Annotated in this window: 16 protein-coding genes; 11 read left to right on the top strand and 5 right to left on the bottom strand. The window is 65.4% G+C overall.

Translation table 11 applies throughout. From position 1 onward, the window contains the following. Positions 1-7 precede the first annotated feature (7 nt). From ureG to LMA02_RS35500, 6 genes are all read left to right on the top strand, one after another. Positions 8-655 carry an urease accessory protein UreG gene (gene ureG / locus LMA02_RS04025; RefSeq protein ID WP_011656154.1) on the top strand — a complete coding sequence of 216 codons (648 nt, stop codon included), beginning with the start codon at positions 8-10 and terminating at the stop codon, positions 653-655. 147 nt (positions 656-802) lie between these two features. Further along, on the top strand, positions 803-1,288 hold the full coding sequence (locus LMA02_RS04020; protein ID WP_228907019.1) for an Hcp family type VI secretion system effector: 486 nt from the start codon (positions 803-805) through the stop codon (positions 1,286-1,288). Between the two features lie 14 nt (positions 1,289-1,302). Next, positions 1,303-1,821: a DUF2778 domain-containing protein gene (locus LMA02_RS04015; protein WP_228907018.1), complete on the top strand. Its 519-nt coding sequence runs from the start codon at positions 1,303-1,305 to the stop codon at positions 1,819-1,821. Between the two features lie 88 nt (positions 1,822-1,909). Beyond that, on the top strand, positions 1,910-2,074 hold the full coding sequence (locus tag LMA02_RS35375) for a hypothetical protein (RefSeq protein ID WP_324251282.1): 165 nt from the start codon (positions 1,910-1,912) through the stop codon (positions 2,072-2,074). Positions 2,075-2,083: 9 nt separating this feature from the next. Beyond that, on the top strand, positions 2,084-2,386 hold the full coding sequence (locus LMA02_RS04005) for a hypothetical protein (RefSeq protein WP_228907016.1): 303 nt from the start codon (positions 2,084-2,086) through the stop codon (positions 2,384-2,386). After that, entirely contained in the window at positions 2,383-2,655 is a 273-nt protein-coding gene (locus LMA02_RS35500; RefSeq protein WP_228907015.1) for a hypothetical protein, read from the top strand. Before LMA02_RS04005 ends, LMA02_RS35500 begins: the two co-directional genes overlap by 4 nt. 220 nt (positions 2,656-2,875) lie before the next feature. Here LMA02_RS35500 and waaA read toward each other — a convergent pair whose 3' ends face one another. From waaA to LMA02_RS03980, 4 genes are all read right to left on the bottom strand, one after another. After that, on the bottom strand, positions 2,876-4,234 hold the full coding sequence (gene waaA / locus LMA02_RS03995) for a lipid IV(A) 3-deoxy-D-manno-octulosonic acid transferase (protein WP_228907014.1): 1,359 nt from the start codon (positions 4,232-4,234) through the stop codon (positions 2,876-2,878). Positions 4,235-4,271: 37 nt separating this feature from the next. Next, complete coding sequence (locus LMA02_RS03990; protein WP_228907013.1) at positions 4,272-5,156, bottom strand: Kdo hydroxylase family protein; 885 nt, start codon at positions 5,154-5,156, stop codon at positions 4,272-4,274. Positions 5,157-5,217: 61 nt separating this feature from the next. After that, positions 5,218-6,213 (bottom strand): lipopolysaccharide heptosyltransferase I, encoded by a 996-nt coding sequence (waaC, locus tag LMA02_RS03985; protein ID WP_126227283.1) that lies wholly within the window; start codon positions 6,211-6,213, stop codon positions 5,218-5,220. A 174-nt stretch (positions 6,214-6,387) separates the two neighbouring features. Continuing rightward, positions 6,388-7,782, bottom strand: a complete 1,395-nt coding sequence (locus LMA02_RS03980; RefSeq protein ID WP_228907012.1) for a phosphomannomutase/phosphoglucomutase — start codon at positions 7,780-7,782, stop codon at positions 6,388-6,390. Between the two features lie 242 nt (positions 7,783-8,024). Here LMA02_RS03980 and LMA02_RS03975 point away from each other — a divergent pair, with 242 nt between their 5' ends. Genes LMA02_RS03975 through LMA02_RS03955 form a run of 5 tightly spaced genes read left to right on the top strand, consistent with a single transcriptional unit; the run spans position 8,025 to position 13,459 of the window. Further along, on the top strand, positions 8,025-9,281 hold the full coding sequence (locus LMA02_RS03975; protein WP_228907011.1) for an oligosaccharide flippase family protein: 1,257 nt from the start codon (positions 8,025-8,027) through the stop codon (positions 9,279-9,281). After that, positions 9,278-10,102: a glycosyltransferase gene (locus tag LMA02_RS03970; protein ID WP_006751077.1), complete on the top strand. Its 825-nt coding sequence runs from the start codon at positions 9,278-9,280 to the stop codon at positions 10,100-10,102. Before LMA02_RS03975 ends, LMA02_RS03970 begins: the two co-directional genes overlap by 4 nt. 49 nt (positions 10,103-10,151) lie before the next feature. Beyond that, positions 10,152-11,288, top strand: coding sequence for a glycosyltransferase family 4 protein (locus LMA02_RS03965; protein WP_228907010.1), 1,137 nt, complete (start codon positions 10,152-10,154; stop codon positions 11,286-11,288). A gap of 14 nt (positions 11,289-11,302) precedes the next feature. After that, on the top strand, positions 11,303-12,325 hold the full coding sequence (galE, locus tag LMA02_RS03960; RefSeq protein ID WP_228907009.1) for a UDP-glucose 4-epimerase GalE: 1,023 nt from the start codon (positions 11,303-11,305) through the stop codon (positions 12,323-12,325). A 27-nt stretch (positions 12,326-12,352) separates the two neighbouring features. After that, a complete protein-coding gene (locus LMA02_RS03955) occupies positions 12,353-13,459 on the top strand; it encodes an MraY family glycosyltransferase (protein ID WP_228907008.1) in 1,107 nt (368 codons plus the stop codon). A 118-nt stretch (positions 13,460-13,577) separates the two neighbouring features. Here LMA02_RS03955 and LMA02_RS03950 read toward each other — a convergent pair whose 3' ends face one another. Beyond that, complete coding sequence (locus tag LMA02_RS03950) at positions 13,578-15,911, bottom strand: protease pro-enzyme activation domain-containing protein (protein WP_228907604.1); 2,334 nt, start codon at positions 15,909-15,911, stop codon at positions 13,578-13,580. Positions 15,912-16,271: the final 360 nt, after the last annotated feature.

Below are 16,271 nucleotides of genomic sequence, written 5' to 3'. Positions count from 1 at the left end.
CCACGCCATGAACGCACCCGCTCTCTCTCCCGCCCGCCGCACCAAGAAACTGCCGCCGCTGCGCGTCGGCATCGGCGGCCCGGTCGGCTCCGGCAAGACCACGCTGCTCGAAATGCTGTGCAAGGCGATGCGCGAGCGCTACGACCTCGTCGCGATCACGAACGACATCTATACGAAGGAAGACCAGCGCCTCCTGACCGTCGCGGGCGCACTGCCCGAGGAACGCATCATGGGCGTCGAGACGGGCGGCTGCCCGCACACGGCGATCCGCGAGGATGCGTCGATCAATCTCGAGGCCGTCGACCGGATGCTGTCGCGCTTTCCCGATGCCGACATCGTGTTCATTGAATCGGGTGGCGACAATCTCGCGGCGACGTTCAGCCCCGAGCTGTCGGACCTGACGATCTACGTGATCGACGTCGCGGGCGGCGAGAAGATTCCGCGCAAGGGCGGCCCCGGGATCACGAAGTCCGACCTGCTCGTGATCAACAAGACCGATCTCGCGCCGCTCGTCGGCGCGAACCTCGACGTGATGGCGTCCGACACGAAGAAGATGCGCGGCGAGCGGCCTTACGTGATGACGAACCTGAAGGCGCTCGACGGCGTCGCGGACGTCGTCGCGTTCATCGAGAAGAAGGGGTTGTTGACGGTTTGAATAAGTGTCCAGACAGAACTACCTAGCATTTGCGCACGCAAGAGCGAGTCCGCTGCCCAAAAGCCTCCAGCGACTGTGCGACGGCAATTGACTCGGCTGGCATCGACTCCTTACATTACGCTTTCTTCGTAAGTGAGGATTTTCGATATGCCGATTCCCGCACATATGTGGCTTAAGGATGATGGCGGCGCCGACATCAAAGGCTCGTCAACCGTTCAGGACCGTGAAGGAAGCATTGAAATCATCAGTTTTGGCCACGGTGTAAATCTGCCGGTTGATAGCGCTAACGGCAAGATCACCGGCAAGCGTACGCATTCACCGATTGCGTTCGAAAAGGAATTCGACGCGGCGACTCCCTATCTTTACAAGGCTGTTGCGAAGGGGCAAACGCTGCAATCGGCCGAGATCAAGTGGTATCGGATCAACGATGCCGGGAGAGAGGAGGTGTATTTCGTGATGCTGCTCGAAGGCGTAAAAGTCTGCGGCATCAATCCCGGCATGGCGAATACCAGACTGTCGCAGGCGGCCGCGCTCAATCACGTTGAAGCGGTCTCCATGATGTATGAGCGCATCACGTGGCACTATCTCGACGGCAATATCAAATTCACCGATTCATGGAATGACATCGGATAAGCAGGGAGCAGTCAATGGTTTATACCGGTAGATTTCTGGTGAATAATAATTTTCTTTCCCCCCTTGCCATCGATGGTTTGGGTACGTTCGATGCGTTCTCTGGCAACGCGGAATTCCGTAATCGGGGTGGCTGCACGGCGGTGCCCGATAACGGCCCAATTCCTGCTGGTAAATACTGGATTGTAGAGCGCCCCACAGGTGGCATTCGATCTCAGGCGCTCGCATGGGCAAAAGACGAGTGGAATACCATTTTCGGCAATCCATCAAATCACCGTGAATGGCTCGCTTTGTATAGAGATGATGGCCGCATTGATGATGTGACGTGGGTTAATGGTGTCAAGCGCGGACAGTTCAGGTTGCATCCGGCAAGTGGGCACGGTATCTCACTCGGTTGCATCACATTGCCGAGCCGTGTCGATTTCCTGAGAATCCGCACGGCATTGTTGGCCACCAAGCCAATCCCGGCTGGCGATTCTGGGTTGAATGCATATGGAACAATTGAGGTCATCACGCGGGGCAACACTTGTCCGTAGGCTATTCAAGGTCGCCCTGTTTTTGGGCCTACTCGCCCTGTCCCTTCGGTATGTTCGCCCATACCCCTATGAATGGACAGAAAGCCAGATGCGCGCATGGCTGTACACATCACAGGCGCTAGGTATCCGCGACCCCGAAGATTTGTATTTCGTGGTGTGGGTGACTATCGAACTGATCGTGGCAGTGCTCGCCTACAACGCGATCATGTGGATGTGCCGACACTATCGCGGGAAAAAGCATGTCGAGAAATAGTGACCGAGAATGACCGAATTCGCAGGCCTTTCAAAATCATGGCGTTTATCGCTTAAGATGGCGCTGTTTACTGGCTTGTTTCTTCTATCCGTGCGCTGCATTGGTCGAAATGGGGCGACTCCAGAAAGCGAGGCGCTCAGGTGGTTGAGCATCGCGCAAAACCTTGGCCTGCACGAAGCTGATGATGTCTATATCCCGGTGATGCTGGCTCTTGATCTGCTGGTGGCAACGCTTGCCTATATGGCGATCATGAGGCTATGGAAGCACTATCGCGGCAAAAAATCCATGTTGAGAAATAGCGCCCGAGAATGACCACTCTTGTCCGTAGGCTATTCAAGGTCGCGCTGTTTGTCGGATTGTTTCTTCTCTCATTTCGTCATGTCCGACCATACCATGAATGGACGCCAGCCGAAGCGCGTGCATGGTGGCGCGCTTCGGATTGGCTCAGTGTCCGCGATCCAGAGGATTTGTATATCGGGGGATGGGTAACTATCGAACTGATCGTGGCAGTGCTCGCCTACATAGCGATCATGTGGATGTGGCGACGCTATCGCGGCAGAAAAAGCCATGTTGAGAAATAGCGCCCCGAGAATGATGGCTTTTACCGGTAGGCTCTTCAAGATCGCTCTGTTTATCGGCCTGCTCGCTCTATCGCGTCGTAAGTCGTTATGTCGACCCATACCTCTATAAGTGGGCAGAAAGCCACGTACATGCTTACCTGATTCAAGGTTAACACGGCCTTGGCCGTTCAACCCGTTGCAGATCATTCAAGCACGGCGCGCTCGAAGGCAAGCCCTACACTTAATTATCCTGATCACCCTGCCCGTCCTGCATCGAGCGCGTGCCGCGCTCGACCGGCGGCAGCAACGCCGCAAGCACGTCGACCGATCGCGCGGTCGCGCCGCGATGGCGCGCCGCGAACGCGGCCCCCGCCGCACCCATCGCGATGCGCCGCGCGTTGTCGGCGAACAGCGCGTCGAGCACGTGCGCGAGATCGAGCGGATCCGCGACCTGCATCGCCGCGCCGGCCGCGACCGCATCGGCGGTCGCCTGCGTGAAGTTGAACACATGCGGGCCGATCAGCACCGGCACGCCGACCGCGCACGCCTCGATCAGGTTCTGCCCGCCGAGCGGCAGCAGGCTGCCGCCGATGAACGCGACGTCGGCGGCCGCGTAGTACGCGCCGAGCTCACCCATCGAATCGCCGAGCAACACCGTCACGTCGGCCGGCAACGGCTCGACCGCAGCGGGCCGGCCGGCCGCTAGGGCCGCCGCGTCCGCACCCCACACCGAACGCCGCACGCACTTTAGCCCGTTGCGCTCGACAAGCGCCTCGACTTCGCCGAAACGCTGCGGATGGCGTGGCACGAGGATCAGCAGCGCGCCCGGCGTGCGCATCGCGGCGAACGCCTGCAGCACCAACGCCTCCTCGTTCTCGCGCGTGCTGGCGGCGACCCACACGGGCCGCGTGCCGATCGCGTCGCGCCATGCATGACCGCGCGCGGCCAGCTCCGGCGGCGTGGTCATGTCGAATTTCAGGTTGCCCAGCACCGTCACGTTGCGCGCGCCGAGCGACGTCAGCCGCTCCGCATCGGCCGGGCTCTGCGCGAGCACGCGCGAGAAACCGCCGAACACGTCGCGCGTCGCCGCGCCGAACTTCGCCGCGCGCCGATGCGAGCGCGCGGACATCCGCGCGTTGGTCAGCACGAGCGGCACGTCCGCGCGGCGGCACTCGTCGATCAGCGTCGGCCACACCTCGGTTTCCATCACGAGGCCGAGCGTCGGCCGCCACGCGCGCAGGAAGCGCCGCGCCGCGCCCGGCATGTCGTACGGCAGGTAGCAGCGCAGCACGCGGTCGCCGAAGATCTGCTCGCCGGTCGCGCGGCCGCTCGGCGTCATGTGCGTGAGCAGGATGCGCGCGTCGGGACGCGTACGCATCAGCGCGTCGATCAGCGGCTGCGCGGCGCGCGTCTCGCCGACCGACACCGCATGCACCCAGATCAGCGGCGCGCGGTCGTCCGGCGAACGGCCCGCGACCTGGCCGAAGCGCTCGGCGATGTGCTCGCGGTAGCCGCGCTCCTTGCGCGAGCGCACAAGGAGCCGGATGACGGCGATCGGCGCGACGAGCCACCACAGCGCGCGATAGATCGCCCTCAGCATGAGCGGGCTCCGTCACCGCGAAGGATGCGGGGCGCGCTCAAACCAGCGCCCTGCCGGTCAGGCGCTCGAGAATCCCCAGCGGCGCGCATTCGCGGCGCACCATCGCGTCGACCGGCAGGAAGAAGGTCTGCTCGAGCATGAACTGGCCGGACATCACAGCGTGCGAAGTCTGATCCGAGAAACATATCCACACGCTACCCGGCGGAAACGGCATCGTCTGCTGCGGACAGGTCTTCTGGTAATCGAGATCGGCCTTCATTCCGTCGTGCAGGTTCAGCATCAGGTGGTCGTACGCGCTGCGCGGCGACTTCGTCACGTGCAGCAGGTTCAGCATCCACGCCGAGCCCGGCAACTGCGGCCGGATCTTCGGCAGGAAGCGCTTCGCGACGTCCTCGAACGGCTCGCCGACGCGCCACACGCGCGGCTGGCCGGCCGGGTTCACGTTGGTGAACACGCGCAGGATCCGCTCGCCGTAGTTCGGCCGCGACGGGAACGCGTCGACGTGCAGCCGGCTGTCGTCCTTGCGCCAGGACGTCTGGCGCGTCTCGACCTGCATCAGCCGCAGGCTCGTCGGCGCGACGCGCAGCTTGCCGCGGTACTCGGGAAACAGGCCGTCGACGAGCGTGCCGGCCTGCTGCTGGAAGCGCGCGACGAGCGCGCGCACGGCCGACTGCGTGACGCTGTCGCCGAGCACGCCGGCGAGCACGCCGCCGTTGGGCGCAAGGCTGATGTTTTTGCGTTTCGGATCGGCGAGCGACGGATCGAGCAGCGCTTCCTCGCCGCCTTCGATCGCGAAGCGCAGGTGCGGGAAATACAGCACCTTGCCTTCCTCGACCGCGGCCAGCAGCTGCTCGCGCGGCGCCGACAGGTTGTGTCCGCTCCAGTCGGCGGACGGGACTTCGATGATCTGGGATTCGCTCATGATCGGTTCGCGTGCGTGACGGGCAGGAGAGGCAGGAGAGGCCGAGCGGGCATGACGGGCATTACAGCAGACCAAAGCCCGCAAGCGCCGCCTTCACCTGCGCGATCGACGGCGGCTGCCCCGCCGTGCCGAGATTGACGACGTTCGGCGACCAGTAGCCGCCGGTTCGCCAGGCCGTCGCGAAATTGTACAGTTCGACCGTCGGGCGCTTGAGCGCGGCCGCGATGTGAACCAGACCTGTATCAACCCCGACGGTCGCGGCCGCGCCGTCGATCAGGCCGACGACGGCCGGCAGCGACAGCTTCGGCGGCACGATCGCCGCCGCGCCGAACTCCTTCGCGAGACGCTCGCTGGTCGCGCGCTCCGCGTCGTTGCCCCACGGCAGCACGAGCGACGCGCCGCGCCGCACGAGCGCCTGACCGAGCTCGATCCACGCGGCGTCCGGCCACTGCTTGTCGGCACGCGAGGTCGCATGCACGAACACCACGTACGGCACCGGCAGGTTCAGGCCGAGCGCCGCGACCGCGAGCGCCGCCGCGCGCGTATCGAGGCCGAAATCGACCGGATCGGCCGGCGTCGGTGCCGGATCGCCCAGCGCGGCCGCGACCAGCTGGCGCGAGCGCTCGACCACGTGCGTGCGCGGCGCGATCGGCACGCGCTGGCGATAGAAGAAGCGCACCGGCCATTCGTAGCCGGCGCCGTCGGTGCGATTGCCGAGGCCGGCGAGCGGCCCGCGCGCCCAGCTCGCGACCCAGGCCGTCTTGATCAGACCCTGGCAGTCGATCACGAGGTCGTACTGCTCGGCCACGAGCCGCTTGCGGAACGCGCGGATCTCGCGCCACGTCGCGCCCGAGAACGGCTTCTTGCGCCAGCGGCGCAGCGAGAACGGCAGCACGTTGCGCACGCCGTCGACGAGCCGCACGAGGTCGACGAAGCTCTCCTCGACGAGCCAGTCGATCTGCGCATCGGGGTGGCGGCGCCGGATATCGGCGATCACCGGCATGTTGTGCACGACGTCGCCCAGCGACGACACGCGCACGATCAGGATCTTTTGCACGCTGAAAAAACGCCGGCGGACGGCCGGCGACAGGCATAAAGACGCGATTTTATCGCGCCCGGGACGTCAGACAGACAAAAAGCGGCCACACGCGTCAGCGTGCGCCGCTTTTCGGGCATGGCGCAACGGCTCGTTCGAGCGTCGCGCCGGCGGCGGCCCGCCGGCCGCCGGGGTTCAGAACGGCAGCTTGACGTCCGGCTTCGCGGCCGTCAGCACACGGCGGAAGTCGTCCTGAATGCGCTTGAGCCCTTCCTTGGTCTCCGATTCGAACCGCATCACGACGACCGGCGTCGTGTTCGACGAACGCGCGAGGCCGAAACCGTCCGGGTACTCGACGCGCAGGCCGTCGATCGTCACGACTTCCTCGGCACCGTCGAACTTCGCCTCTTTCTGCAGCTTGTCGATCAGGCGGAAGTTCTCGCCTTCGTCGAGCCAGAGCTGCAGTTCGGGCGTGCTCATCGCATCCGGCAACCCGTTCAGCAGCGCGCTCGGATCGGCCGTCTTCGCGAGGATCTCCAGCAGGCGCGCGCCCGTGTAGAGGCCGTCGTCGAAACCGTACCAGCGGTCCTTGAAGAACACGTGGCCGCTCATCTCGCCGGCGAGCGGCGCACCCGTCTCGCGCAGCTTCGCCTTCACGAGCGAATGGCCCGTCTTCCACATCAGCGGCTCGCCGCCCTTCTCCTTCACCCACTGTGCGAGATGGCGCGTGCACTTTACGTCGTAGATGATTTGCGCGCCCGGATTGCGCGACAGCACTTCCTCCGCGAACAGCATCAGCTGGCGGTCCGGGTAGATGATCTGGCCGTCCTTCGTGACGACGCCCAGGCGGTCGCCGTCGCCGTCGAACGCGAAGCCGAGTTCGGCGTCGGTGTCCTTCAGCGCCTGGATCACGTCCTGCAGGTTTTCCGGATGTGCGGGATCGGGGTGGTGGTTCGGGAAGGTGCCGTCGATGTCGGTGAAGCGCTCGACGAGTTCGCAGCCGAGCGCCTTGAACAGGCGCGTCGCGAGCGGGCCCGCGACGCCGTTGCCGGCGTCGACGACGAGCTTCAGCGGGCGCGCGAGCTTCACGTCGCCGACGATGCGCGCGATGTACTGGTCCGCGACGTCGAATTCCTCGAACGTGCCGCTCCCCGTTTCGAAGCGCTCGTCGACGATGCGGCGGTACAGCGCCTGGATCTGCTCACCGTAGATCGCGGCGCCGCGCAGCACCATCTTGAAGCCGTTGTAGTCAGGCGGGTTGTGGCTGCCCGTGACGACGATGCACGAATCGACGCGGCGTTCGCCGCCCTTCAGTGCAAGCGGCACGCTCGCCGCGAAATAGCCGACCGGCGTGGGCACCATGCCGACGTCGACGACGTCGACACCCGCCGCACGCAGGCCATCGGCGAGTGCGCCGATGAGCTCGGGCCCCGACAGGCGGCCGTCGCGCGCGACGACGACCGCGTCGCCGCCCTGGGCGCGCACTTCGCTGCCGAATGCCCGGCCGATCCCGCGCGCCGTGTCGGCGTCGAGCGTCTTGCCGACCACACCGCGAATGTCATATGCCTTGAAGATGGATTGGGAGATCATCGATTCTCTCTCGGTTGCGTGCATGGAAAATAATCTGGCCGCCTTTCGCGCGTGCCCGGCATCATACATGCGGGCCTTGCGCGACAAGGAACGGGGCGGCTGGTGCGGCCCCGATCCAACTTATAATCGCGGGTTTTGATGACGCGCATTCTGTCCATTTTAATGCCTAGCCGTTCCGCCGCCGCCACCCTCCCGCCTCCCGGCGCCCTGCCGGCCGCCTCCAGCGCGTGCGGCTGCCCCGCATGCTGAAGCGATTCGGCAACCCGGACGTCGCGAAGGCCGTCGCGAATCTCGTCTGGCTCGGGCTCGAACGGCTCACGCAGATCGGCGTCGCGATCGCGATCAGCGGTCTTCTGGCCCGTTATTTCGGGCCGGACGTGTTCGGCAAATGGCAGTATGCGAATACGCTTCTCCTCGTACTGGCGCCGCTCACCTGGGTGTGCGGCGCCGAAATCCTGGTTCCGACCATCGTCCAGCGCCCGCCCGCGCAACTCGGCGCGGTGCTCGGCAGCGCGTTCGCGCTGCGCATCGGCGTGTCCGCCGTCGCGCTCGTCGCGACCTGGATCGCGATCGGCGCCGGCGCGTTCGACCCGCTCGTCGGCGCGATGCTCGCGGGCCTCGCGGTCACGATGGTGTTCCGCGAGCCGTTCGTCGGCGTGATCAACGCGTGGCTGCAGAGCATGACCTACAGCAAGCCGCAGCTCATGACCAGCATGGTCACGGCGCTGGCGAAGGCGCTGCTCGTCTGGCTGCTGGTGCGCGCGGCCGCCGGCCCTGCCCGCTTCGCGTGGCTGTGGGCGCTGGAGGCCGCCGCGATCGGCTTCGCGCTCGTGCTGTACTACCGCCATCGTAACGGCGGCACGCTCGGCTGGACGTTCGACAAACCGCTGTTCAGGCACTTTGCCACCGCCGGCACCGTGTTCTGGCTCGGCCTGATCTGCATGTACCTGTTCCTGAAGCTCGACCGCCTGATGCTCGAGCGTCACGTGTCGTTCGCCGACCTCGGCCGCTACGCGGCGGCCCAGCAGCTCAACGAGAACTGGATCACGCTCGCGCTGATGCTTGCGCAGACCATCGCGCCCGCGTTCGTGTACCGCGTGCAGGACGTCGCGCGGCTGCGCCGCAACATCGTCCGGCTGACCGCGATGACCGCCGGCCTGATGACGGCCGGCGCGCTGGTGCTGGACGTGGCCGCACCGCTCATCGTCGGCAAGGTGTTCGGCCGCGGCTACGAGGCGTCGGTCGACATCTTCCGCTGGGCCGTCTGGCTGTCCGTGCCGGCCGGCATCGAGGCGATAGGCAATCTTATCGTTCTCAAATATCAAGCAAAATTCGTGTTGCTGGCGAAATGGGTGCTCGCGCTCGCGATCGCCGCGCTCGTCAACGTGTTCGCCATCCCCCGGCTCGGCCTGTACGGGGCGCTCGTCGGGCTGGCGGCCGGCTATGTCGCCGCCACCGCCGTTAATTTTTATTACATTCGTTTCAGGCTGCGCCCATGACGTCTCCCGATTGCCCGCTCCCGCTCGACGACGTGGCCGTGCTGATGCCGGCCTACAACGGACACGACGACGTCGCCCGCACCCTCGCGTCGTTCAGCGAGGATGCGCCGGTGCACGTGCTGATCGTCGACGACGGCAGCACGCCGCCGATCGTCGCGCCCGAGCTGCCTGGCCTCGCGGTCGACGTGCTGCGCATGCCGCAAAACGGCGGCATCGAGCGCGCGCTCGAGGCCGGCATCGACGCGCTCGCGGCGCGCGGCTTCCGCTATGCGGCCCGCATCGACGCCGGCGACCTCGCCGCGCCGCGGCGGCTCGCGAAACAGCGCGCGTATCTCGACGCCCATCCGCGCGTGGCCTGTGTCGGCATGTGGACCCAGGTCGTGTCGCGTGCCGGCGAGCCGCGCTTCATGCTGACCCCGCCGGCCGATCCGCGCATGCTGCGCCGGACGCGCTTCCTGCGCTCGCCGCTCGTGCATCCGTCGGTCATGCTGCGCATCGACGCGGTGCGCGAAGTCGGCAACTACCGCGCGAAGTACCGTGCGGCCGAGGATCTCGATCTTTTTTTACGGTTAATGCAACGCTACGATTGCGCGAACCTGCCCGAGCTCGGCCTCTACTACGAGCTCAACGAGGGCGGGATCAGCGCGACCCGGCGGCGCCGCCAGCTGATATCGACGCTATCGCTGCTGCTGCGTCACTTCAACGCGCTGAACCCGTACGACTGGGCCGGCCTCGCCAAGAACCTGCTGCATTTCGTGACGCCGTACCGTACGCTGCAGCGGATCAAGCAGACGCTGTTCGCGGCGCGGCCGTCCGCTTAGGGTCTGTTCACGCCCGGCATTTTCGACGCTTTATTTTTTCTTTTTTTTCATGTCCGCTACCTCCTCGCTGCGCATCGCGCTCGTCTGCAACACGGCCTGGGCGATCTATACGTACCGCCACGGGCTGATCCGTGCGCTCGTCGCGCGCGGCGCCGAGGTCATCGTGATCGCGCCGCACGACCGCACGGTGCCGCTGCTCGAGCAGATGGGCTGCCGCCACGTCGCGCTCGCCGTCGCGTCGAAAGGCACGAGCCCGCGCGAGGATCTCGGCACGCTCGCCGCGCTGGTGCGCCATTACCGCGCGCTGCGGCCCGCGCTCGTGTTTCATTACACGATCAAGCCGAACATCTACGGATCGGTCGCCGCGTGGCTCGCGCGCGTGCCGTCGATCGCGGTCACCACCGGCCTCGGCTACGTGTTCATCCAGAAAAGCCGCGCGGCGAGCGTCGCGAAACGCCTGTACCGGTTCGCGTTCCGCTTCCCGCGCGAAGTCTGGTTCCTGAACCGCGACGATCTCGCGACCTTCACCGACGAGCAACTGCTCGCGCACCCGGACCGCGCGCGGCTGCTGCACGGCGAAGGCGTCGATCTCGACCAGTTCGCGCCGGTGCCGCTGCCCGACGGCAACGGCCCGGTGTTCATCCTGATCGGCCGGCTGCTGTGGGACAAGGGCGTGCGCGAGTACGTCGAGGCCGCGCGCGTGGTGCGTGCCCGCTACCCGGACGCGCGCTTCCAGCTGCTCGGGCCGCTCGGGGTCGACAACCCGAGCGCGATCAGCCGCGCGGACGTCGACGCCTGGGTCGGCGAAGGCGTGGTCGAGTATCTCGGCGAGGCGCACGACGTGCGCCCGCACATCGCGGCGGCCGACTGCGTCGTGCTGCCGTCGTACCGCGAAGGCGTGCCGCGCACGCTGATGGAAGCGTCCGCGATGGGCCGCCCGATCGTCGCGACCGACGTACCGGGCTGCCGCGACGTGGTCGCCGACGGCGAAACCGGCTTCCTGTGCCGCGTGCGCGACAGCGCGAGCCTCGCGGAGCAGTTGGTCCGCATGATCGAACTCGGGCGCGCCGGCCGTGACGCGATGGGCGCGCGCGGCCGCCGCAAGGTGGCTGAGGAATTCGACGAGCAGCAGGTCGTCGAACGCTACCGGCAGACCATTCATACATTGACCGGCATCACACTCTGAAGGAGCGCATCAGCATGACCGCTAAAGGCACCATCCTCGTTACCGGCGGTGCGGGCTACATCGGCTCGCACACGGCCGTCGAGCTGCTCGACAACGGCTACGATGTCGTGATCGTCGACAACCTCCTCAACAGCAAGGCCGAGTCCGTGCGGCGCATCGAGCAGATCACGGGCAGGACGCCCGCGTTCCACCAGGTCGACGTGTGCGACGAAGCCGCGCTCGCGAAGGTGTTCGACGCGCATCCGATCACCGGCACGATCCATTTCGCGGCGCTCAAGGCGGTTGGCGAATCGGTCGCGAAGCCGCTCGAGTACTACCAGAACAACCTCGGCGGCTTGCTGACGGTGCTCAAGGTGATGCGCGAGCGCAACGTCAGGCAGTTCGTGTTCAGCTCGTCGGCGACCGTGTACGGCGTGCCCGAGCGCTCGCCGATCGACGAATCGTTCCCGCTGTCCGCGACCAACCCGTACGGCCAGTCGAAGCTGATGGCCGAGCAGGTCCTGCGCGATCTCGAGGTCTCGGACCCGTCGTGGCGCATTGCGACGCTGCGCTATTTCAACCCGGTCGGCGCGCATGCGAGCGGGCTGATCGGCGAGGATCCGGCCGGCATCCCGAACAACCTGATGCCGTACGTCGCGCAGGTCGCGGTCGGCAAGCTCGAGAAGCTGCGCGTGTTCGGCTCCGACTACCCGACGCCGGACGGCACCGGCGTGCGCGACTACATCCACGTCGTCGATCTCGCGAAGGGGCACATCGCCGCGCTCGACGCGCTCGCGACGCGCGACGCGAGCTTCGTCGTGAACCTCGGCACCGGCCAGGGCTACAGCGTGCTGGAAGTCGTGCGCGCGTTCGAGAAGGCGTCGGGCCGCCCGGTGCCGTACGAACTCGTCGCGCGCCGCCCGGGCGACATCGCCGAGTGCTACGCGAATCCGCAGGCCGCCGCCGACCTCATCGGCTGGCGCGCGACGCTCGGAATCGACGAGATGTGTGCCGACCACTGGAAATGGCAGGAGGCGAACCCGCGCGGTTTTGTATAATCCGCTGTCCATTTTTCGAGCGATCCCATGCTCAGCTTCGCGTCCGGCTTCATCGTCTCCCTGCTCGTCACGTTGTTCATCGTGCGTTATGCGCATCTGCACGAGAAATTCTCGATCGACAGCGACCTGGCCGGCGTGCAGAAATTCCACGTGCGGCCGGTGCCGCGCGTCGGGGGCATCGGGATCCTCGCCGGCGTCGTCATTGCCGCGCTGGTGCTGTCCCGACGCTACCCGACGATCTCCGGCAGCATTCTCGGGATCGTCGCGTGCGGGCTGCCGGCGTTCCTGTCAGGCCTCGTCGAGGACCTGACCAAGCGCGTGTCGCCGCGCGCGCGGCTGCTGTGCACGATGGGCGCCGCCGCGCTGGCGTTCTGGCTGCTGAACATCGCGGTCACGCGCATCAGCGTGCCGCCGCTCGACTTCCTGCTCCACTACGTGGTCATTTCGGCGTTCATTACCGTGCTCGCGGTCGCGGCGCTGGCGAACGCGATCAACATCATCGACGGCTTCAACGGCCTCGCGTCGATGGTCAGCTTCATGATGTTCGCGTCGCTTGCCTACGTCGCGTTCCACGTCAACGACCCGGTCGTGATGTCCGCGTCGATCATCATGATGGGCGCCGTGCTCGGCTTCTTCCTGTGGAATTTCCCGGCCGGCCTGATCTTCCTCGGCGACGGCGGCGCGTATTTCATCGGCTTCATGCTCGCCGAACTCGCGATCATGCTGGTGATGCGCAACCGGGAAGTGTCCGCGTGGTATCCGGTGCTGCTGTTCATGTATCCGATCTTCGAGACCTGCTTCTCGATCTACCGCAAGAAGTTCATTCGCGGGATGTCGCCGGGGATTCCGGATGGCGTGCACCTGCACATGCTCGTGTACAAGCGGCTGATGCGCTGGGCCGTCGGCACCAAGCATGCGCACGATCTCACGCGGCGGAATTCGCTCACATCGCCTTATCTTTGGCTGCTGTGCCTCGTCGCGGTGATTCCCGCGACGCTGTTCTGGCGGCACACCGTGCACCTGTTCGTGTTCGTCGTGCTGTTCGCGCTGACCTATGTGTGGCTTTATCTCAGCATCGTGCGGTTCAAGGTGCCTAGGTGGATGGTGGTGAGGAAGGAGAAGCGGGGGCATTGAGCGGGTGGATGACCGGCGTGTTGCCGGTTCACGCGACGACGCGTGGCCCCGATGACGAACGAGTCGCCGTTGCCGACTGGACCAATGACGGCGCCCCGGCGACTCGACCAACGAACTGCTAGCTTCCCGCGGTATTCGAGCTCCAGCTCGGCACCCGCGCATAGATCACGATGTTTCCGTCGTCCTGAAGATATGTGGCCGCCCCCGGATTGCCGCTGGTGCCGGTATACCAGAGCGGAGCCCCCGCGGAACTGTAGACGACCAGATTGCCGTCCGCTTGCATCGTCGCATACGCACCAGGATGATTGTAAGTACTCGAACTCCACTGCGGAACGCCCTGGCGCATCAGCACCAGATTCCCGTCGCCCTGCATGACGAGCACGTTTGCGCCGTTGCCTGAAGTCAGGCTCTGGCCGCCGCTCAGCGTCATGCCGCCGTTCCAGACGGCCGGGCCGCTCGATGAATTCGGCAGGCCCGCCGCGGCAGTCGATGTGGCAAATACCGGCACGGACACGCGGTAGATCACCATGTTGCCGTCGTCCTGCACGGACAGACGCTGGCCAAAGGTCGTGCCGTTGGTCGACGAGAACCACAACGGCTTGCCGCTCACGCTGTAGATCACGAAGTTGCCGTCAGTCTGGAACACGGCATAGGCCCCGGCATTTCCGTAGGTCCCCGAATTCCACACCGCGGCGCCGTTGGCCGTGTTGTACAGCACCAGGTTGCCGTCATCCTGCATGGCCAGTCGATGACTTCCTGATGCCGAGTACACGATTTGCGACGGCCTGAGCGTCGTCCCTTCGGTGACCTCGCCGCCATAGATCGGCGAGGTCGGCACGCATATCGCGGAATGCAGCGCGCTGACGTTCGGCGTGCCCCAGCCGGTCACGAAATCCCATCCCGAACCCGCACTGTATGCGCCGTTCGACCCGTTGGTGACATCGCGAAAGATCGATGGGCTTGTCGCTTGTGCGCTGTACAGCGTCGGCGCCGCGAAACCGAGACTGGCCGCGCAGCCACCGGACAGCATGCGCGCCCAGGTCGCGGCAAACAGCGGCGCGGACAGGCTCGTCCCGCCTATGATCTCGAGTTGTCCACCGACGACGACCTGTGCACCGCTGTACGGATCGGCGTCGAACGCGATGTCCGGCATGCCTCGAAAGAAACGGCCCTTGAGCGCCGGCACGTTCGACTGCCACGACGGAATCGGCTCGATGCCACTGATGCCGCCGCCGCTGCCATCCCACGCGGTCTCGCCCGCGTAGCTGCCGTTCCCGTTCGTATAAAGCGATGTGCCGCCCACGGCTACCACGTAGGGGGAAGTCGCCGGGTATTGCACCGACGTGCCGCTGCAGCCGTATGCAACACTGCCTGAATCCCCGGAGCTGACCGCGAAAGTCTGTCCCTGCGCGACGGCGAGCTCGAACAGCGTGTCGATGGCGGCCGTCGGCGCCCAGTTCTCGCAACCGCCGATCGACATGTTCACGACGCGGGCGGTGTTGTCGGTCACGGCCCGATTGATCGCGAGCGCCATGTTGCTCCACGCGAACGATGGCGCGACATAGAAATTGAGTTGCTTGAGGCCACCGGACATCCCGACGATGGTCTGGCTATCCAGCGACCATTCGGTGTTCGCGCTGGTGTCGGCGCTTGGCGAGCCGACGTTGATCACCGAAACGGGTACGGCAGGCAGCTGGTGGTTGCTTTCGAAGGTGGCCAGGTCGATGACGGGCTGCGTCAGATTGCCTTCCGCAATGATGCCCACGGTGATGTTGCTGGCCGTCGGGGTACCGCCCACGGAATAGATGCCGGGAAAGTCCGTCGGACTATGCGCGACCGTCACCGCCGCGGTTGTCGGCGACGCATTCGCTTGCGGCGCCGCTGCCGAAAGGGTGGCGCGAACGAAATGCGGATGGAGGCGGGTCGCCGTATCCAGCCCCAGTACCGATTGAACTACCCCGCCGATCGCGTCGGGCATCGTCTCCGGGGCGGTGTTGATATGTGCACTGGTGCCGTCCGACATCGCGACCGGCACCAGCGTCGTCTGGAACACGCCGGAGATCACACCGGCCGGCGCATCGGCTTCGACGATCATGTTGTTGCCGGCGACGTTGATGTTCGTGAAGCCCTTACTTTGCAGATAGGCCTTCACGGTGGCGACCTGGCCGGCGGAGGGCGTGTATCGCGCGGCGATCTGCGCGGAAGTCAGCACGGCGCCGTAACTGGCGCTGCCGGGCGTTCGCGCGTCCTGCACGAAGCGATGCAATGCGGCTTCGTCGTTCAGTTTGAGTACGAGCGCGACATGGATCGGCGCCGTCGCGTTCATCGGCGCCGCGCTCACCACATTGCCCGTGGCGCGCAGTGCGGACACTTTGCCCGTCTGCGCGGCGACATTGGTAGCGGCGGCCGTCGGACTATCGTCGCCGCCGCACCCGGCAAGCGCGAACACCATGAGGGCCGCGCTCATTCCCCTTGCAATATGCTGCTTCATTGGATTGGTATGGACCGTAGAGCTCGTATTTGGCTTTTCGTTCTTTTACGGCAATCGCACGGCAACCTTGAGGAAAACATAGGAAGGAATCGGCCGGTAGTCAAATGACCGGGGCGGGTCAAGGCGGGGGAGACTCGAATGGGGCGATAGGGCCGCGGGACTATCGCAGTTGATATGCGAGGAAACACCGCCCTTCATACGGTTCGTGATATATGGTGCGAAGTCGGCCGTAGGACAAACCCAGTCGCGGCACTCACCGCGACGAGGTTCTGGCAGCACGGGACGTCCGGCCGTGTTCGCCGTGCCGTTCGCGCTCAATTG

The sequence above is a fragment of the Burkholderia sp. B21-005 genome (genome assembly GCF_020843965.1).
GTDB classification, from domain to species: domain Bacteria; phylum Pseudomonadota; class Gammaproteobacteria; order Burkholderiales; family Burkholderiaceae; genus Burkholderia; species Burkholderia ambifaria.
The sequence above is the reverse complement of the archived record's forward strand: the minus strand, read 5'-3'. Positions and strand labels throughout refer to the sequence as shown.